The organism is Jeongeupia naejangsanensis (assembly GCF_016865585.1).
Classification (GTDB): Bacteria; Pseudomonadota; Gammaproteobacteria; order Burkholderiales; family Chitinibacteraceae; genus Jeongeupia; species Jeongeupia naejangsanensis.
This window is the reverse complement of record NZ_JAESND010000008.1, coordinates 118,842-135,825: the sequence shown is the minus strand read 5'-3', so window position 1 is coordinate 135,825 and position 16,984 is coordinate 118,842. Positions and strand designations below refer to the sequence as shown.

The 16,984-nt window shown below is 67.3% G+C and carries 19 protein-coding genes; 13 read left to right on the top strand and 6 right to left on the bottom strand.

Translation table 11 applies throughout. The features are described from left to right. Positions 1-16: 16 nt before the first annotated feature. From gorA to hemA, 4 genes are all read right to left on the bottom strand, one after another. A complete protein-coding gene (gorA, locus tag JMJ54_RS15020) occupies positions 17-1,378 on the bottom strand; it encodes a glutathione-disulfide reductase (RefSeq protein ID WP_239000116.1) in 1,362 nt (453 codons plus the stop codon). A 32-nt stretch (positions 1,379-1,410) separates the two neighbouring features. After that, positions 1,411-1,839, bottom strand: coding sequence for a (4Fe-4S)-binding protein (locus JMJ54_RS15015; protein ID WP_203539368.1), 429 nt, complete (start codon positions 1,837-1,839; stop codon positions 1,411-1,413). Positions 1,840-1,923: 84 nt separating this feature from the next. Continuing rightward, on the bottom strand, positions 1,924-3,000 hold the full coding sequence (gene prfA / locus JMJ54_RS15010; RefSeq protein WP_203539367.1) for a peptide chain release factor 1: 1,077 nt from the start codon (positions 2,998-3,000) through the stop codon (positions 1,924-1,926). Next, positions 2,997-4,250: a glutamyl-tRNA reductase gene (gene hemA / locus JMJ54_RS15005; protein ID WP_203539366.1), complete on the bottom strand. Its 1,254-nt coding sequence runs from the start codon at positions 4,248-4,250 to the stop codon at positions 2,997-2,999. The genes prfA and hemA overlap by 4 nt, the downstream gene beginning before the upstream one ends. Before the next feature lie 180 nt (positions 4,251-4,430). Here hemA and JMJ54_RS15000 point away from each other — a divergent pair, with 180 nt between their 5' ends. Then, positions 4,431-4,994 carry a hypothetical protein gene (locus tag JMJ54_RS15000; protein WP_203539365.1) on the top strand — a complete coding sequence of 188 codons (564 nt, stop codon included), beginning with the start codon at positions 4,431-4,433 and terminating at the stop codon, positions 4,992-4,994. Positions 4,995-5,000: 6 nt separating this feature from the next. Here JMJ54_RS15000 and feoB read toward each other — a convergent pair whose 3' ends face one another. Next, positions 5,001-6,764, bottom strand: a complete 1,764-nt coding sequence (feoB, locus tag JMJ54_RS14995) for a ferrous iron transport protein B (RefSeq protein ID WP_203539364.1) — start codon at positions 6,762-6,764, stop codon at positions 5,001-5,003. Then, the gene (locus tag JMJ54_RS14990; RefSeq protein WP_203539363.1) at positions 6,761-7,033 is read right to left on the bottom strand and encodes a FeoA family protein; all 273 of its coding nucleotides are present in this window, start codon (positions 7,031-7,033) and stop codon (positions 6,761-6,763) included. The genes feoB and JMJ54_RS14990 overlap by 4 nt, the downstream gene beginning before the upstream one ends. A 181-nt stretch (positions 7,034-7,214) precedes the next feature. Between JMJ54_RS14990 and JMJ54_RS14985 the strand changes: the two genes are divergently transcribed. From JMJ54_RS14985 to JMJ54_RS14930, 12 genes are all read left to right on the top strand, one after another. Further along, a complete protein-coding gene (locus JMJ54_RS14985) occupies positions 7,215-8,426 on the top strand; it encodes a cation:proton antiporter (RefSeq protein ID WP_203539362.1) in 1,212 nt (403 codons plus the stop codon). 87 nt (positions 8,427-8,513) lie between these two features. Further along, complete coding sequence (locus JMJ54_RS14980) at positions 8,514-9,230, top strand: beta-ketoacyl synthase chain length factor (protein ID WP_203539361.1); 717 nt, start codon at positions 8,514-8,516, stop codon at positions 9,228-9,230. After that, positions 9,227-9,973, top strand: coding sequence for a lysophospholipid acyltransferase family protein (locus JMJ54_RS14975; protein ID WP_308438015.1), 747 nt, complete (start codon positions 9,227-9,229; stop codon positions 9,971-9,973). Before JMJ54_RS14980 ends, JMJ54_RS14975 begins: the two co-directional genes overlap by 4 nt. A gap of 6 nt (positions 9,974-9,979) precedes the next feature. Then, a complete protein-coding gene (locus JMJ54_RS14970; RefSeq protein WP_203539360.1) occupies positions 9,980-10,240 on the top strand; it encodes a phosphopantetheine-binding protein in 261 nt (86 codons plus the stop codon). A 9-nt stretch (positions 10,241-10,249) separates the two neighbouring features. Continuing rightward, positions 10,250-10,495: an acyl carrier protein gene (locus JMJ54_RS14965; RefSeq protein ID WP_203539359.1), complete on the top strand. Its 246-nt coding sequence runs from the start codon at positions 10,250-10,252 to the stop codon at positions 10,493-10,495. A gap of 7 nt (positions 10,496-10,502) precedes the next feature. After that, positions 10,503-11,072: a COG4648 family protein gene (locus JMJ54_RS14960; protein WP_203539358.1), complete on the top strand. Its 570-nt coding sequence runs from the start codon at positions 10,503-10,505 to the stop codon at positions 11,070-11,072. Then, positions 11,065-12,720: an ApeI family dehydratase gene (locus JMJ54_RS14955; protein WP_203539357.1), complete on the top strand. Its 1,656-nt coding sequence runs from the start codon at positions 11,065-11,067 to the stop codon at positions 12,718-12,720. The genes JMJ54_RS14960 and JMJ54_RS14955 overlap by 8 nt, the downstream gene beginning before the upstream one ends. After that, positions 12,717-13,454 carry a glycosyltransferase family 2 protein gene (locus JMJ54_RS14950; protein ID WP_203539356.1) on the top strand — a complete coding sequence of 246 codons (738 nt, stop codon included), beginning with the start codon at positions 12,717-12,719 and terminating at the stop codon, positions 13,452-13,454. Before JMJ54_RS14955 ends, JMJ54_RS14950 begins: the two co-directional genes overlap by 4 nt. After that, positions 13,451-14,383, top strand: a complete 933-nt coding sequence (locus JMJ54_RS14945) for a lysophospholipid acyltransferase family protein (protein WP_203539355.1) — start codon at positions 13,451-13,453, stop codon at positions 14,381-14,383. Before JMJ54_RS14950 ends, JMJ54_RS14945 begins: the two co-directional genes overlap by 4 nt. Next, complete coding sequence (locus JMJ54_RS14940) at positions 14,380-15,954, top strand: HAL/PAL/TAL family ammonia-lyase (protein WP_203539354.1); 1,575 nt, start codon at positions 14,380-14,382, stop codon at positions 15,952-15,954. Before JMJ54_RS14945 ends, JMJ54_RS14940 begins: the two co-directional genes overlap by 4 nt. Next, a complete protein-coding gene (locus JMJ54_RS14935; protein WP_203539353.1) occupies positions 15,947-16,381 on the top strand; it encodes an acyl-CoA thioesterase in 435 nt (144 codons plus the stop codon). The genes JMJ54_RS14940 and JMJ54_RS14935 overlap by 8 nt, the downstream gene beginning before the upstream one ends. Then, complete coding sequence (locus JMJ54_RS14930) at positions 16,375-16,983, top strand: outer membrane lipoprotein carrier protein LolA (protein ID WP_203539352.1); 609 nt, start codon at positions 16,375-16,377, stop codon at positions 16,981-16,983. Before JMJ54_RS14935 ends, JMJ54_RS14930 begins: the two co-directional genes overlap by 7 nt. Position 16,984 lies beyond the last annotated feature (1 nt).

The window sequence follows — 16,984 nt, the reverse complement described above, 5'->3', positions numbered from 1 at the left end:
CCAACTATTCACGCCGCTACGACGCCTGCCGCAGCGTCACCAGTTCCTCGGCCGCGCTCGGGTGCAGCGCCATCGTCATGTCGAACTGCGCCTTGGTCGCACCGGCAGTCAGCGCCACGCCGGCCAGCTGGATCATTTCGGCCGCCGCGTCGCCCAGCACGTGGACGCCGACGACGCGGTCGGTCGCGCCGTCGACCAGCAGTTTCATCAGCATCCTGTCCTCGCCTTCGGCAAACGCAGAACGCATCGTCCGGAAACCGGTGCGGAACACCTTGAGCTGCGGATAGCGCTCGCGTGCCGCCGCTTCGGGCAGGCCGACGGTGCCGAGTTCGGGTGTCGAGAACACCGCGGTCGGAATCAGGTCGTAATCGATCGGTTGCGGCGTGCCGCCGAATTCGCGATCGGCGAACGCATGGCCTTCACGGATCGCCACCGGCGTCAGGTTGACGCGGTCGGTGACGTCACCGACGGCAAACACCGACGGCGTACTGGTGCGCGACTGACTGTCGACGATGATGGCGCCGGACGGCGCCAGCGCCACGCCGGCACTGTCGAGTCCGAGCCCGCCGGTATACGGCCGCCGCCCGGTACACAGCATCACCACGTCGGTGTGCGCGACGCTGCCGTCCGACAGGCTGACCGTCAGCCCGTACGCGTCGCGGACGATGCGCTTGACCGTCGCACCGAGCCGCAGGCCGATGCCGTTGCGGCCGTAGCTGCTCGCCAGCTCGTCGGCCAGTTCGGTGTCGAAGCCGCGCAGCAGCCGCTCGCCGCGGTGGACCAGCGTCGTTTCGCTGCCCAGCCCGGCGAAGATGCCGGCAAACTCGACCGCGATGTAGCCACCACCGACGATGAGGATGCGTCGCGGCAGCTCGGTCAGGTGGAAGGCTTCGTCCGAGGTGATCGCCAGCTCCTGCCCCTCGAACGCCGGGCCGCGATACGGCCGCCCGCCGGTAGCGATCAGGATCTTGCCGGCGCGGATGCGCTTGCCGTCGGCTAGCCGTACGGTATTCGCGTCCTCGATCACCGCGCGCTGCGCGTGGATGGCGACGCCGGCCTTGTCGAGGTTGCGCCGGTACACCGATTCGAGCCGGGCGATTTCACGGTCCTTGTTGGCGATCAGCGTCGCCCAGTCGAACGCCGTCTCGCCGACCCGCCAGCCGAACGCGGCCGCCTCGTCGAAATCGCCACGATAACGGCTGGCGTAGACCAGCAGCTTTTTCGGCACGCAACCGCGGTTGACGCAGGTGCCGCCGAAATTCGCCTCCTCGGCGATTGCCACCTTCGCACCGTAACCGGCCGCGATCCGCGCCGCGCGCACGCCACCCGAACCGGCTCCGATCACGAACAGATCGACTTCGTCCATCGCTTCAACCATGTCTTCTCCCTGTTGATTCACTTCCGCCAAAGTCAGCCCTTGAAGCCGACCTTTCTGTGCGACCCGTCGCAGAACGGTTTGTTCGCCGATGCACCGCAACGGCACAGCGCGGTGCGCGGCCCGTCGCAGGCCTGCTCGTCGCCGTTTGCCAGCCGCAGCGTCACCGGCCCGTGCACCAGCAGCGGCCCTTCGGGCTGCAGCTCGATACAGGGGATGTCCGGTTTGGGTGCATCGGGCGAATGGCGCTCGTCGACGAGGCTCAGCGCGCCCGACGGGCAGTCGTTCACCTGCCGGACGATCTCGGCGCTTGCCGCCGCCTCGATGCGGATCCACGGGCGGCTGGCCGGATCGAACACCGCCGGCAGGCCGTGGAAACAGCGTTTGGAATGGATGCATTTCTCCGGCTGCCACAGGATGGTGACCTCGCCGTTGCTGTAACGCTTGCCGTGCCCGTTCATCATGTTTCTCCCGGATCTGTCGTGCTTCCAATCTAGGCGATGGTTGCGGCACACGACAAAACGGCCCGCGTAGTGCGGGCCGTCCGGTCATTCGCCCAGCTGCGCCAGCAGCTCGGCCTGTTGCTCGTTGACGAGCGCCTGCGTCAGCTCGTCGAGGTCGCCATCCATGATCGCGTCGAGCTTGTACAGCGTCAGGTTGATCCGGTGGTCGGTCATCCGGCCCTGCGGGAAATTGTAGGTGCGGATACGCTCGCTGCGGTCGCCCGAGCCGATCAGGCTCTTGCGCTCGGCGGCTTCCTTGCTCTGGCGCTCGCGGTCCTGCACGTCCTTGATCCGCGCCGCCAGCACGGCCAGCGCGCGCGCCTTGTTCTTGTGCTGCGAGCGGTCGTCCTGGCACTCGACGACGATGCCGGTCGGCAGGTGGGTGACGCGCACCGCCGAGTCGGTCTTGTTGATGTGCTGGCCGCCGGCACCACTGGCGCGGAAAGTGTCGATGCGCAGGTCGGCCGGGTTGATGTCGATTTCGCCGACTTCGTCCGCCTCGGGCATCACCGCAACGGTGCACGCGCTGGTGTGGATGCGCCCCTGGGTTTCGGTCGCCGGCACACGCTGGACGCGGTGACCGCCCGATTCGAACTTGAGCCGCGAGTACGCGCCGAAGCCGGCAATGCGTGCGATCACTTCCTTGTAGCCGCCAAGGTCGGATTCGCTGGCCGAGACGATCTCGACCTGCCAGCGCTGGCGTTCGGCGTAGCGCGTGTACATCCGGAACAGGTCGGCGGCAAACAGCGCCGACTCGTCGCCGCCGGTGCCGGCGCGGATTTCGAGGAACAGGTTGCGCTCGTCGTTCGGGTCCTTGGGCAGCAGCGCCTTTTGCAGCTCGACTTCAAGCTCGGTGATGCGTGCCTTGCCCGAGGCGATTTCTTCCTCGGCCATTTCCTTCATGTCCGGATCGGACAGCATTTCCTCGGCGGCAGCGATGTCGGCTTCGGACGCCCGGAAGGCGTTGTACAGCGCAACGACCGGCTCAAGCTCGGCGTGTTCGCGCGTCAGCTTGCGATAGCGGTCCATGTCGCGCGTGGCGTCTTCGGACGCGAGCAGCGCGCCCACTTCTTCAAGCCGGTCGCACAGTTGCGAGAGTTTGGTCTGGATCGACGGTTTCATGTCTGGTCGGGTAGGCGGAACAACCGCCGCGTACAGGCGGCCAGCGGTTCCTGGTCTTGGGGGGATGCCGCGTTCAGGCTCGCGAGCGGGGCATGCAGTATTTTTGCGGCAACCTGCTCGGCCAGGCGCTCGAGCACGTCGTCGATGTCGTCGCCGGCGGCCAGGCGTTTCTTCGCCCGGGCCAGCTCGTTGCGCGCCACGCGATCGGCCTGATCCTTGAGTTCGCGGATCGTCGGCACCAGCGCGCGCGTCGCCTGCCACTGCTTGAATGCGGCCACGCCTTCGGCCACCAGCGCCTCGGCAGCGACGACTTCGCCTTCGCGACTCGCAAGGCCCTGACGGACGATCTCGGACAGGTCGTCGACGGTATACAGATAGGCATCGGCCAGATCGCCGACTTCGGCTTCGACGTCGCGCGGGACCGCGAGGTCGACGAAGAAGATCGGCTTGCGGCGGCGCGCCTTCAGCGCCCGCTCGACCATGCCCTTGCCGATCAGCGGCAGCGGCGCGGCGGTCGAGCTGACGACGATGTCGAATTCGGCCAGGCGGGCGCCGATATCGGTCAGCAGCATCGCATCACCGCCGTACTGCGCGGCCAGCGTTTCACCACGTTCGAGCGTGCGGTTGGCGATGACGATGCCGCGCGGCTTTTGCGCGGCGAAATGCGCGGCGCACAGCTCGATCATTTCGCCGGCGCCGACGAACAGCACCCTGCATTCGGACACGCTGGTGTAGATCCGTTCGGCCAGCCGGACCGATGCCGCGGCCATCGACACCGACGACGCGCCGATCCTGGTTTCGGTGCGCACGTCCTTGGCGACCTGGAAGGCACGCTGGAACAGGCCGTTGAGCAGCACGCCGAGGCTGCCGGCGCTGCGCGCGGCGCGTTCGGCGTCCTTGAGCTGGCCAAGAATCTGCGTTTCGCCGACGACCATGGAATCGAGGCCGCAGGCGACGCGGAAAGCATGGCGCACGGCGGCATCGTGCTCGTAGCGGTACAGGTGGCTGGCAATGTCGTCGACGCTGCGACCGCGGCTGGCGGCCAGCCAGCCGAGCACCGCGTCGACATCGCGCGCGTTGCAGTACAGCTCGGTCCGGTTACAGGTCGAGACGATCGCGGCTTCCTGCACGCCGCGCACCTGCGTCAGCTCGGCCAGCGCCTTGGGCAGCTCGGCGTCGCCAAAGGCGAGCCGCTCGCGCACCGCCAGCGGGGCAGTCTGATGATTGAGTCCAAGGACAAGCAGGTTCATTGCGGGCGTACGGGTCGCGCGGATAGCAAACCGCCCATTTTAACCCGCCGCCCATCGCACGTCTTGCTTGCGGGGAACATTGCCAAATCGCAACGGAACGCGGCCAGTCGTCGCGGCCCAGCGGCAGGCGCAGCCGGACGCCCTAGGATCGCCGCCAATACCCTGCGAGTAAGCGCAACCATGAAAGAAACCTTACGACTACTGTTAGTTTATCCCCACCTGATCGCGTGCTGCGTCGCCATCGGTGCAACGGTGCTCGCCGACCTGAAAATCATGGGCCAGCGCACCGGGCCGGGCGATCGCGCCCTGCTGCAGCTGGTCAGCCGCGTCGTGCTGGTGGCACTGGGGGTGCTGTGGTGCACCGGCCTCTCCATCATCGTGCTCGATTTCGGCCACTGGCCGGGCTGGCAAGAACTGATCGCCAAGCCCAAGCTGATCAGCAAGCTCTTCGTCGTCTGCGTGCTGACGCTGAACGGTGCCGCACTGCATCACTATGCGCTGCCACGCCTGCTGCCGACCTCCATGGAGCGGGCCAAGCTGTGCCGCACGCAGCGACTGCGCCTTGCGTGCATCGGCGGCGTCTCGGCGGCGTCGTGGGCGTTTGCCGCCTTCCTCGGCGTCGCCCGGCCGCTGGTCGGCAAGCTCAGTACCGCCGGCTTCCTCGGCCTGTATCTGGGCGCGCTGATGGTGGCACTGGCGATCGGCGTGGCATCGGCACCGCGCGTGCGCGCGCTGCCCTTCTGACCACGCTCAGAAGCCGAGCGCCCGCGCGCCCTGGTAGAAGACAAAGGACAGCATCCAAGCCAGCACCAGCGACCAGACGACCGAGAACGCGGTGAAGCCGGTGCTTTTCGACTCCTTCTTCATCGCCGCGATCGTCGCCACGCACGGGACATAGGTCAGCGCGAACAGCATGAAGCTGTAGGCCGAGACCGGGTCGAGCGTCTGCGCCAGATGCGTCGCCAGCTGCGCGCCGTCGGCACCAGCGATCACCGCCAGCGCGCCGAGCACGACTTCTTTGGCGACGAATCCGAACAGCAGCGCGATCGACAGCTCGGCCTGGATGCCGATCGGCGACAGCAGCGGCTGGAAGAAGTTGGCGATCACCTCGGCGTAGCTGTGCTGCGGGTTCGGATAGTTGGTCAGCAGCCACACGGCGACCACGCCGATCACGATCATCGTCGTCGCCAGCTTCAGGAAGGACTTGCACTCGTTCCAGCCGCGGAACACCACGTGCTTCATCACCGGCAGACGGTAAGGCGGCAGCTCGAGCGCGAACGGCTCTCGCGACGGAAAATACTTGCGGAACAGCAAGGCCGTACCGAGCGCAATGAAGATGCTGGCGAAGTACAGCGACAGCAGCACCCACGGTGCCTGACGCGGGCCGAACAGCGCGCCGGCGAAGAACAGGAAGATCTGCAGCCGCGCCGAACACAGCGAAAACGGAATCGTCAGCATCGTCAGCAGCCGCGCCTTGTGGTCGCGGATAACCCGCGTCCCCATCAGCGCCGGTACATTGCAGCCGAAGCCCATCATCAACATCACGAAGCCGCGGCCGTCGAGGCCGACGCGCGCCATGATGCCGTCCATCATGAAGGCGGCGCGGGCGAAGTAGCCCGAATCCTCGATCACCGCCATCAGGCAGAAGAACACGAAGATCAGCGGCGCGAAGGTCAGCACCGTGGTCACGCCGTCCCACACGCCGCTGACGATCAGCCCGGACAGGAACTCCGGGAGCCCGCTGGTCAGCGGCACCAGCCATGCATCCTTGACGCTGCCGAGCAGCGCCTCGGCGCCGTCCTGCAGCGGCGTACCGATCGCATAGGTCAGCTGGAACAGCAGCGCCATCATCAGCACGAACAGCGGCAGACCGGCCAGCGGATGCAGCAGCCAGCCGTCGAGCTTCTGCGTCGGGCCCGGCGACAGCGTCGGCGGCCGGCGCACCGCCTGCGCATACAGCGCGGCTTCGGCATCGCGGCTGGCTTCGGCCGGCCTGAGCCGGGCAAAGTCGAGCCGTGCCGCCGTCTGGTTCAGGCTGGTCGCGAGCAGCGCCTTTAGTCCGTCGACGCCGTGGCCGTACTTGGCACTGATTTTCAGCACCGGACTACCGAGCGTTTCGGAAAGTGCATCGGTATCGATGTCGAAACCGCCGCGCTTGGCCTCGTCGGCCATGTTCAGTGCAACGATCAGCCGTGCGCCGACCGATTTGAGCTGCAGCGCCAGCGCCAGTTGCCGGTCGAGCTGGGTCGCGTTGAGCACCAGCAGCACTGCATCAAGGTCGGTGTCGGCAAGAAAACGCTGCGCGACCTGTTCGTCCTCGGCGCCACCGGTCAGGTCGTAGATCCCCGGCAGGTCGACCAGCTGGACCATGCTGCCGCCGAGCAGCACGCGGTGGCTGGCGAGTTCGACCGTCAGCCCCGGCCAGTTGGCAACGCGGGCATTGCCGCCGGTGATCCGGTTGAACAGCGTCGACTTGCCGGTGTTCGGCATGCCGACAAGGGCGACGCGCTTCATGCCGTCACCCCGCCGGCGCGTGCAGGCGCGATCTCGGCCGACGGTGCGACAACCCGGATCAGCGCAGCCTCGGCCCGGCGCAGCATGAATTCGGTGCCACCGACCTTGAGCTGCAGCGGTCCGCCCAGCCAGCCCCGGCGGATCACCTCGACGTCGCGCCCCGGCCGCAGCCCGAGTGCGGCCAGCCGCTGGGTCAGCTCGGCCGAGGTGCCGACCGCCTGAACACGGGCCGGTTGCTGCGTCTGGAGTTCGGCAAGATTCAGGATCACGGCAGGCCTCGGCATCGAAAAGGAGAATGATTCCGAATTATCCGCCCCGTCCCGCCGCCATTTTTGACGTCCGTCAACATTCACCGCGCCATTTTTCACTTTGGCGCCGGCAACACACCGTCACAGCAGGGCGGCGTGAATCGCACGATAATGCGCACCGCCCCCTCCTCCGTGCCCGCCCATGTCCGCCCTGACCCTGATCGTCGCGCTCGTTCTCGTTCTCGTCGCCACCCGCCTGGGTGCTGCACTCGCGCGTGCTGTCGGCCAGCCGGCGGTCATCGGCGAAATCGCCGCTGGGCTCCTGCTCGGGCCGACGCTGCTGACCGGTGTCTGGCCGGCGCTCGGCACACTGGCGTTCACGCCGGCCACCATTTCGCTGATCGGCAAGATCGGCGACGTGGGGGCCGTGCTCTTCCTGTTCCTGCTCGGCGCGGAATTCGACCTCGGCGCACTGCGCCAGCGACCCCGCGTGGTGGTGCTGGCCAGCAAGCTCGGCATGGTGCTGCCGGTCGCGCTGGGCGGACTGGCCGCGTGGAGCGCGTCGCGCTGGCTTGGCGCGCCCTTGCCGCCGATGACCCTGGCGTTCATCGCGCTCGCCAGCGGCATGACCGCCTTGCCGGTCCTCGCCCGCATCGTGACCGAGCGCGGTCTGGCCGGTACGGTGATCGGCAATCAGGCCATTGCCTGCGCGGTCCTGACCGACGCGCTGAGCTGGGCGCTGCTCGCGGTGCTGATCTTTGCCTGGCTGCCGCAGCACGGCGGTCACGGCCCGTTCCAGTTCGTCGTCGCAGCGGCCTACGCCGCCCTGCTGTTCGGCCCGCTGCGGCGCCGGCTCGCGACCATCGCGCCGGCACTGGCGACCGGACGCGTCGCGGCACTGGCCGAAGTCCTGCTGTATGTCGCCGCGTCGGCCACGACCAGCGCCTGGCTCGGCCTGCATGCGCTGCTCGGCGCCTTCGCCATCGGTCTGCTGCTGCCACGCAATCCGCAAGTAGTTGTAGAATTGCAACGTTTTTTGTCGCCGCTGTGCCGCTGGCTGCTGCCGTGCTTTTTCGCCGCCATCGGTCTGTCGACCGACCTCGGCGCACTGCTCTCAGGGGGGCTCTGGTGGCTGGCCGCCCTGATGACGGCGGTCGCGGTCATCGGCAAGGTCGGCGGCTGCCTGCTCGCCGGCAAGCTGACGCTGATGCCGCGCCACGACGCATGGATGCTCGGCATCCTGATGAATACGAGGGGCATGATGGAACTCGTCGTCCTCAATCTGGGGCGCCAGCTCGGGCTGATCGCCGAACCGTATTTCTCGGCCATGCTGCTGATGGCCATCGCCACGACGGTCATGACATCGCCATGGCTGCAGGCACTCGACCAAAAAGACAGCCTGGCGAAAGCATAAGCCGATGATGACCCGCATGAGCGTGCGTTGAGCGCCGTCCTTGCGGCGCGATACCATTAGAAATTCTCCATTTTGCTTACGAACGTCATGTCCACTACGCCGACCTCCACACTGCGCTTCTGCCTGAGGCAGTGGTCGGCGTGGGCGCCGGGTCTGGAAACGCGCGAAGCCTGGTCGGGCTGGGACGGCACGTTGCCGCACGGCGATGCGTCACCGAAGGTCGACGCGATGCCGGCCATGTTGCGCCGCCGCGCAGACCGGCTCGGCAAGATGACGCTCGAAACCCTTTACGCCCCCGACATCGCCTACCACGGCCAGCCGCTGATCCATGCCAGCCGCCACGGCGAAGCCACGCGGACCGTGCCGCTGCTGCAGGCGCTTGCCCGCGACGGCGCGGTGTCTCCGCAGGCGTTCAGCATGGCCGTACACAACGCGACCGCCGGCCTGTTCACCATCGCCACCCGCACCCACGCGCCGGTGACCGCGATCGCCGCCGGTCCCGAAACCGCGCTGGCCGGACTGCTTGAAGCCTGTAGCCAGCTGGCCGACGGCGCAGCCTCGGTCCTGCTGTGCTTCAGCGACGAGCCGCTGCCGGCCTTGTACCAGCCTTATGCCGACACGGCCGAAGCACCGTTCGCGCTGACGCTCGACCTTGTTGCCGGCGATGATTTCACGCTTGGGACGGGCGCGGCCTGCACCGAAGACGCAACACCACTCTCCCTGCTGCACTTCCTGCTCGGCGGCGAGACCGCGCTGCCGCTGAGCATTCGCGGCGGCTGGCAGATCGTCCGGAGCGCGATGTGAGCACGCTCAACCGCATGTGGCGCATCGGCGCCACCGGCTTCTGCTTTGGCGTCTTCGGTCTCGGCGGCCTCGTCATCCTCTGCGTGCTGTTGCCGCTGCTTCAGCTCCTGCCCGGCAGGACGCGCCGGCGGCAGGCCGCCAAGAACACCCTGCACTACGGCATGCGCCTGTTCTCCGGCCTGATGGCACTGGTCGGCGTCATCAGCTACGAAGTCCGTGGCGCCGAAAAACTGCGGCGCAACGGCCTGTTCGTGCTCGCCAATCATCCGTCGCTGATCGACGTCGTGCTGCTGATGTCGCTGGTCCGGCGTCCCGATTGCGTCGTCAAGGCCGCACTGTGGGACAATCCCTTTACCTGCGGGCCCGTGCGTTTCGCCGGATTCATCAGCAACGCGGGCGGTCCGGCCGTGGTCGACGACTGCGTGGCCTCGGTCCGCGCCGGCAACAACCTGATCGTTTTTCCCGAAGGCACGCGCAGCGTGCCGGGCCAGCCGCTGAACCTGCAGCGCGGCGCCGCCAACATCGCCGTGCGGGGTCCGCTGGCGATCACGCCGGTCAGCATTTCGGTCTCCGAACCGATGCTGACCAAGGGCAGCAAGTGGTACCGTGTGCCGCAACGCAAACCGCATTTCATCCTGACGGTGCACGATGACGTGCACCCGGACCAGCTGTTCGACCAGGAGCCTGCGCTCGCCGCGCGCCGGCTCACCGACTGGCTGACGCAGTTCTTTACCCGGAGTTAGTCCCGAATGTCCGATCTGGCTGTTGAAATCAAGGCACTCATCATCGAGAGCCTCAACCTCGAAGACCTGACCCCGGCCGACATCGACACCGATGCGCCGCTGTTCGTCGACGGGCTGGGCCTCGATTCGATCGACGCGCTCGAGCTAGGCGTTGCGCTGCAAAAGCGCTACGGCCTGTCGCTGTCGGCCGAGTCCGAGGAAACCCGCAAACATTTCGGCTCGGTCGCGAGCCTCGCCGCCTTTGTCGCGGCCAACCGCAGCAAGTAAGGCCACGCCATGCAAAAGCAGGACATCTACGACTGGATTGCCAGGACGCTCGAAGAAACCTTCGAGATCGAGGCATCACGCATCTCGCTCGACGCGCGGCTTTACGACGACCTCGACATCGACAGCATCGACGCCGTCGACCTGATCGTAAAGCTGCAGAAACACACCGGCAAGCGGATGCAGCCCGACGCATTCAAGAGCGTGCGCACCGTCGGCGACGTCGTCGACGCCGTACACGCGCTGCTGCAACAGTAAGGCGGCAATGAACCGGGTGTTCGGCATCGCCGCCGGTGTGGCGCTGCCGCTGCTGTTCTGGCTGTGCCAGTGGCAAGGCTGGCCTTTCTGGCTCGCAGGCCTCGTGCTGCTGCCGCTGGCCTTCAGCAAGAAGGTACGTGGTGCGCGCAGTTCCGGCCTGATCGGCCCGCGCACGGCGCGCTGGCTGGGCCTCGCCGCCGCGCTGCTCGGCATCGCGGCACTGGTGTCGCGCTCGTCGCTACCGCTGACCTACTACCCGGTACTCGTCAACGCCGTGCTGTTCGCCGTCTTCAGCGCCAGCCTCGTCCGACCGCCGCCGATCATCGAACGGCTGGCACGCCTGACGACACCCGCACTCCCGCCCGAAGGCGTCGCGTACACGCGCCGCGTCACCCAGGTCTGGGCCGTGTTCTTCGTTCTCAATGGCGGCATCGCGCTATGGACGACGACGCAGCCGCAGTCCGTCTGGGCGCTGTACAACGGCCTGATCGCCTATGTGCTGATCGGCACGCTCGGCGCCTGCGAATACCTCGTCCGCCGCATCGTCATGCACCGCAATGGAAGCCGCAATGCCTGATTCATGGCCGAGCCCCGACCATCCCGTCATCGCCTGGCGCGGTGACACACCGATTTCCCGCGATACGCTGCGCGCCGACGTCAACGCCGCAACGCACGCGCTGGCCGCACTCGACGCCACAAACGTCGCCCTGTTCGACACCGATACCTACCGCTTCGCCGTCTGGCTGCTCGCCGCATGGCGCAACGGTCTCACCGTCACCGTCCCCGGCGATACGCTGCCGGCCACGCACGCGGCACTGACGCTGCCGTGGATCGGTGAGACGCCCGGTTCGGTCCTGCACGACTGGGCGCATGCGCCGGCGGGCGACGCACTCGGCCAACCCTGCGGCACGCCGTCGCTTCGGGTCTTCACCTCGGGCTCGACCGGTGCACCCAGCTCGATCGCCAAAACGCTGGACCAGCTGCGCAACGAAACCGATGCGCTCGAAGCCGCTTTCGGCGCTGCGATACCGCAGGACGCACGCATTGTCGCGACCGTACCGCACCAGCACCTGTACGGCCTGCTGTTCCGCGTCCTGTGGCCGCTGGCCGCCGGCCGTGCCTTCGACTGCGACACGCTCGCCTATCCCGAATCGGTCTGGTCGCTGCCGGCCCGCCGTGCGCAGGTGCTCGTCGCCAGCCCGGCCATCCTCAAGCGCATTCCGACCGTGCCCGACCGTGGCGCCATCGCAGCCCGTTTCGACGCGGTGTTCTCGTCGGGCGGCCCGCTGCCGCCGGACGCCAACCTCGCCGCGCGCGCCCTGCTCGGGTCGCGGATCACCGAGGTCTACGGCAGCTCCGAAACCGGCGGCATCGCCCATCGCCACGACCCGCAGGATGCCTGGACGCCACAACCCGGCGTCGAGATCGCACTCGACGACGACGGTCTGCTGCAGGTGCGTTCGCCCTTCCTCGCCACCGACGGCTGGCTGGCGACCAACGACCGTGCGGCCATCAACGACGGCCGCCTGACCCTGCTCGGCCGCGCCGACCGCATCGTCAAGGTCGAGGAAAAACGCGTGTCGCTGAGCCGGATCGAACAGCTGCTGGCCGGATGCAACGAGGTCGACACGGCAAGAACGCTGCTGCTGAGCCGGCAGCGCGATGAAGTCGCCGCCGTCGTCGTCCTCAGCGCGGCCGGCTGCGCGGCACTCGCACGCGACGGCAAGGCATCGCTGGACAGGCGGCTGCGCGATGCACTGGCCGGCGACATCGAACGGGTCGGCCTGCCGCGCCGCTGGCGCTACGTCGCCGCGCTGCCGCAGAACGATATGGGCAAGACGCCCGAATCGCTGCTCGCCGCACTGTTCGCCCCGCCGACCGAGCCGGAGATCGTCACCGAAACCCGAGACGAACACGGCCTGACACTGACGCTGTCGATCAGCCCGCATCTGGCGCATTTCGACGGCCACTTCGACCAGACCCCGGTGCTGCCCGGCGTCGCGCAGATCGACTGGGCGGTCCGTCATGGCCGGGCGCGTTTCGGCATCACCGGCGAATTCGCCGGCATGCGTCAGCTGAAGTTCCAGCGCATCATCCAGCCCGGCATGACCGTCACGCTGGCGCTGACCTGGGCCGCCGACAAGCAGCAGCTCGGTTTTGCCTACACCTCCGATGCCGGCGCGCATTCGAGCGGCAAGATCGTGTTCGGCGGAGACGCCGCATGAGCTGCATCGCAGTGATTCCGGTCTACAACCACGGCCATGCGATCGGCGCCGTCGTCGACGCGCTGCGCGGGCACGATCTGCCGGTGCTGCTGGTCGACGATGGCAGCGAACCGCACTGCGCGGCGGTGCTCGACCGGCTCGCCACCCTGGACGGCGTGACGCTGCTGCGCCATACGCACAACCAGGGCAAGGGCGCGGCCTGTGTCAGCGGCTTTCGCGAGGCTGCGGCGCTCGGTTACAGCCACGCGCTGCAGATCGACGCCGACGGCCAGCACGATACCGCCGACGTGCCGCGCTTTCTCGCCGAGATGGCAGCCCATCCCGACGCAGTGATCGCCGGCTGTCCGGTCTACGACGACTCGGTGCCCAAGGGCCGGCTCTACGGCCGCTATGCGACCCACGTCTGGGTGTGGATCAACACGCTGAGCCTGCGCATCACCGATTCGATGTGCGGCTACCGGATCTACCCGCTCGCGCCGACGCTGCCGGTGCTCGGCGCAATGCCGCAGGCGCGCCGGATGGACTTCGACCCGGAAGTACTGGTGCGGCTCGACTGGGCCGGCGTGCCCGTCGTCAACCTGCCGACCCGGGTGCGCTATCCGGCCGACGGCGTCTCGCACTTCGATTACTGGCGCGACAACGTCCGCATCAGCAGGATGCACACGCGGCTGTTCTTCGGCATGCTCCGCCGCTCGCCACGCCTGCTGGCGCGGCATCTGGGTGCACAGCGATGAACCGCGCTCCGGACAGTCACTGGGCGTCGATCGGCGAAGCCGGCTTCATCGGCGGCATCCGGCTGCTGGTCGGCATCTACAAGCTGTTCGGCCGCTGGCCGTTCCGGCTGGTGCTCTACCCGATCCTGAGCTGGTACGTATTGAGTCACCGGGTTGCCCGTGCGGCGTCCCGCGATTATCTGGCCCGGCTGCATGCGTTCAGCGGTGGTGTCACGCCGGCGCCGAATCTGGCCAGCGTGCTGCGCCATTTCGCGTCGTTCGCCGAAACCGTGCTCGACAAACTCCTGGTCTGGCGCGGCGACCTCGACGACACCGAGATCCGCCGCGACGGCGGCGAAATCCTGCAGTCGGTCATCGATGCCGGCCGTGGCGGCGTACTGATGACCGCGCACATCGGCAATTTCGAGATGCTCCGGAAGCTCGGTGAAACGCGCCGCAACATCCGCCTCAACATCCTCGTCCATACCAAGCACGCCGAGCGCTTCAACCGGCTGCTGCGCGAGACCCACCCGGAAGCGCACATCCGGCTGATCCAGGTCAGCGAGGTCAGCGCCGCGACCGCCGTGCTGCTGTCCGAGCGCGTTGAAGCCGGCGAATTCGTCGTGATCGCCGGTGATCGCGTACCGGTGTCGCAACGCCCCGATACCGTCGACGTGCCCTTCCTCGGCGCACCGGCGCCGCTGCCGATCGGCCCCTATGTACTGGCGGCCGTCCTCAAATGCCCGCTGATCGCGCTGGTGTCCAGCCGGCGACGCGACCATTTCCATATCACCGTGCGCCTGCTGGCCGAGCGCGTCGTGCTGCCGCGCGCCGATCGCCGCGGCGCGATTGCAGCGCTGGCTGCCGGCTACGCGGCGCTGCTCGAAGCCGAATGCCGCGTCGCGCCGCTGCAGTGGTTCAACTTCTATCCTTTCTGGTCCGAACGATGACGAACAAATCCGGCTCCCCTCTTCAGGGTGCGACCCGCACCGGCCCGGTCACCTTCGGCGAAGGCCGCCTGACCGTTGCCGACATCACCCGGCTGGCGCGGCGCGAAGCCCGCCCGGCGCTGTCCGGCAACGACGAATTCACCGGCCGCATCGCCCGCGGCGCAGCCTTCCTCGACAAGCTGCTCGACGTGGACGGCGTGATCTACGGCGTCACCACCGGCTACGGCGATTCATGCACCGTCGCCGTACCGGTCTCGCTGGCGTACGAGCTGCCGCACCACCTGTACACCTATCACGGCTGCGGCTACGGCGAAGTGTTCGGCGACACCGAAACCCGGGCGATTCTTGCCGCGCGGCTGACGTCGCTGTCGCAGGGTTACTCGGGCGTCAGCGCCGGCCTGCTCGAACAGCTGACCGCGCTGCTCGAACACGACATCCTGCCGCGCATTCCGCAGGAAGGGTCGGTCGGCGCCAGCGGCGACCTGACGCCGCTGTCCTACGTCGCCGCCGTGCTGTGCGGCGAGCGCGAAGTACGTGTCGACGGCCAACCGCTGCCGGCCTTTGATGCGCTGGCGCGTTTCGGCCTGACGCCGCTGAAGCTGCGACCGAAGGAAGGGCTGGCGATCATGAACGGCACAGCGGTGATGACCGGGCTGGCCTGCCTGGCGTGGGAGCGCGCCGAGTATCTGGCCCGGCTCGCGACGCGGATCACCGCGCTGGCGGTTGCCGCCAGCGACGGCAATCCGCAGCACTTCGACGAAACGCTGTTCGCCGCCAAGCCGCACCCGGGCCAGCAGGGCGTGGCCGGCTGGCTGCGCGCCGATCTCGGCGACAACAAGGCCGGCCGCAACGACCACCGCCTGCAGGACCGCTATTCGCTGCGCTGCGCGCCGCACGTGATCGGCGTGCTGGCCGACGCGCTGCCGTTCCTGAAAAACGTGATCGAGAACGAGCTGAACAGCGCCAACGACAACCCGCTGGTCGACCCGGACGGCGAACGGGTGCTGCACGGCGGCCATTTCTACGGCGGCCACATCGCCTTCGCGATGGACAGCCTGAAGAACCTCGTCGCCAACGTCGCCGACCTGCTGGACCGGCAGATGGCCCTGCTGGTCGACGCGCGCTACAACCACGGACTGCCGGCGAACCTGTCCGGCGCCACCGGCCCGCGTGCATCGATCAATCACGGCCTCAAGGCACTGCAGATCAGCGCATCGGCGTGGACCGCCGAGGCACTGAAGAACACGATGCCGGCGTCGGTATTCAGCCGCTCGACCGAATGCCACAACCAGGACAAGGTCAGCATGGGCACGATCGCCACGCGCGACTGCCTGCGGGTGCTGCAGCTGACCGAGCAGGTCGCCGCGGCGATGCTGGTCACCGTGCGTCAGGGCCTTGCGTTGCGGCAGGCCACCCTTGAGGGTGCCATGCCGCTGCAGCCCGGCGCCGACGCCTTTGTGAGGCAGCTCGCGGACGACATCGCCTTCATCAACGAGGATGTGGCGCTCGAACCCACGCTGCGCCGCCTCGTCGACGGCATCCAGCATCAGCAATGGAAGCTGTATGAATAAGTCCGCCAAGCCGCCCCGCGGCACGAGTGTCGAGTGGGTCATCCCCTTCCACGATCTCGATCCGATGGACATCTGCTGGCACGGCAACTACGTGCGCTATTTCGAATACGCACGCACCGCACTGCTGCAGGCTCTCGATTACGACTATCCGCAAATGCGCGATTCGGGCTACGCCTGGCCGGTGATCGAGCTGAACATCCGCTACGCCAAGCCGCTCGTCTACCAGCAGCGCATCGAGATCTGCGCCGAAATCGTCGAGTGGGAAAACCGGCTGAAGATCCGCTACGAAATCCGCGATGCCGACACCGGCACCCGGCTGACCAAGGGCTACACGGTGCAGGTCGCCGTCGAGATCGCAACGCGCGAGATGTGCTTCATGTCGCCGCCGGTGCTGTTCGAGAAACTCGGAGAACCCGTTCCATGCTGAAACGCCTGCTTGCTCTGACCCTGCTGCTCCCGGCACTGGCGCACGCCGATCCCGATGGCAAGCTGCTGCAGGACGTACAGAAGCGCCTTGTCGACGCGCCGGTGATCCGCGGCGAGTTCGTGCAGGAGCGTCAGCTCGTCGGCGTGAAGAAGACGCTGACCGCCAGCGGCCATTTCGTCGTCGAAAAGAAACGCGGCGTCGTCTGGCATACGGTCAAGCCGTTCGACCAGCGGCTGCAGGTGGCCCGCGACGAGATCGTCCAGAAGGACGGCAAGGAGACGCTGATGAAGCTGACCGCCGACAAGGAGCCGGTTGTTCGCACCGTCGGCGGCGTGCTGTTCTCGCTGTTCTCGGGCGACCTGTCCGGGCTGGCCAAGCATTTCGACGTCAAGGGTGACGCCAGGGGCGCGCGCTGGAATCTGGTCCTGAGCCCGAAGGACGCCGGCATGGCCAAGCTGATCGGCAATCTCAAGCTCGCCGGCGACAAGAGCATCGAACAGGTCGAGATGAACGCCGCCAGCGGCGACGTGACGCGGATACGGATGAGCAAGGTGACGACGTCGACGCAGATGAGTGCCGAGGACGAGGCCGATTTTGACTGAT

Excerpts from the sequence above, each read along its gene's own strand:
- JMJ54_RS14930 (WP_203539352.1), top strand. The coding sequence starts at position 16,375 with ATGCTGAAACGCCTGCTTGCTCTGACCCTGCTGCTCCCGGCACTGGCG.
- JMJ54_RS14950 (WP_203539356.1), top strand. The coding sequence starts at position 12,717 with ATGAGCTGCATCGCAGTGATTCCGGTCTACAACCACGGCCATGCGATC.
- JMJ54_RS14945 (WP_203539355.1), top strand. The coding sequence starts at position 13,451 with ATGAACCGCGCTCCGGACAGTCACTGGGCGTCGATCGGCGAAGCCGGC.
- JMJ54_RS14940 (WP_203539354.1), top strand. The coding sequence starts at position 14,380 with ATGACGAACAAATCCGGCTCCCCTCTTCAGGGTGCGACCCGCACCGGC.
- JMJ54_RS15015 (WP_203539368.1), bottom strand. The coding sequence starts at position 1,839 with ATGATGAACGGGCACGGCAAGCGTTACAGCAACGGCGAGGTCACCATC.
- JMJ54_RS14970 (WP_203539360.1), top strand. The coding sequence starts at position 9,980 with ATGTCCGATCTGGCTGTTGAAATCAAGGCACTCATCATCGAGAGCCTC.
- JMJ54_RS14960 (WP_203539358.1), top strand. The coding sequence starts at position 10,503 with ATGAACCGGGTGTTCGGCATCGCCGCCGGTGTGGCGCTGCCGCTGCTG.
- prfA (WP_203539367.1), bottom strand. The coding sequence starts at position 3,000 with ATGAAACCGTCGATCCAGACCAAACTCTCGCAACTGTGCGACCGGCTT.
- feoB (WP_203539364.1), bottom strand. The coding sequence starts at position 6,764 with ATGAAGCGCGTCGCCCTTGTCGGCATGCCGAACACCGGCAAGTCGACG.
- JMJ54_RS14955 (WP_203539357.1), top strand. The coding sequence starts at position 11,065 with ATGCCTGATTCATGGCCGAGCCCCGACCATCCCGTCATCGCCTGGCGC.
- JMJ54_RS14980 (WP_203539361.1), top strand. The coding sequence starts at position 8,514 with ATGTCCACTACGCCGACCTCCACACTGCGCTTCTGCCTGAGGCAGTGG.
- hemA (WP_203539366.1), bottom strand. The coding sequence starts at position 4,250 with ATGAACCTGCTTGTCCTTGGACTCAATCATCAGACTGCCCCGCTGGCG.
- gorA (WP_239000116.1), bottom strand. The coding sequence starts at position 1,378 with ATGGTTGAAGCGATGGACGAAGTCGATCTGTTCGTGATCGGAGCCGGT.
- JMJ54_RS14985 (WP_203539362.1), top strand. The coding sequence starts at position 7,215 with ATGTCCGCCCTGACCCTGATCGTCGCGCTCGTTCTCGTTCTCGTCGCC.
- JMJ54_RS14965 (WP_203539359.1), top strand. The coding sequence starts at position 10,250 with ATGCAAAAGCAGGACATCTACGACTGGATTGCCAGGACGCTCGAAGAA.
- JMJ54_RS15000 (WP_203539365.1), top strand. The coding sequence starts at position 4,431 with ATGAAAGAAACCTTACGACTACTGTTAGTTTATCCCCACCTGATCGCG.
- JMJ54_RS14935 (WP_203539353.1), top strand. The coding sequence starts at position 15,947 with ATGAATAAGTCCGCCAAGCCGCCCCGCGGCACGAGTGTCGAGTGGGTC.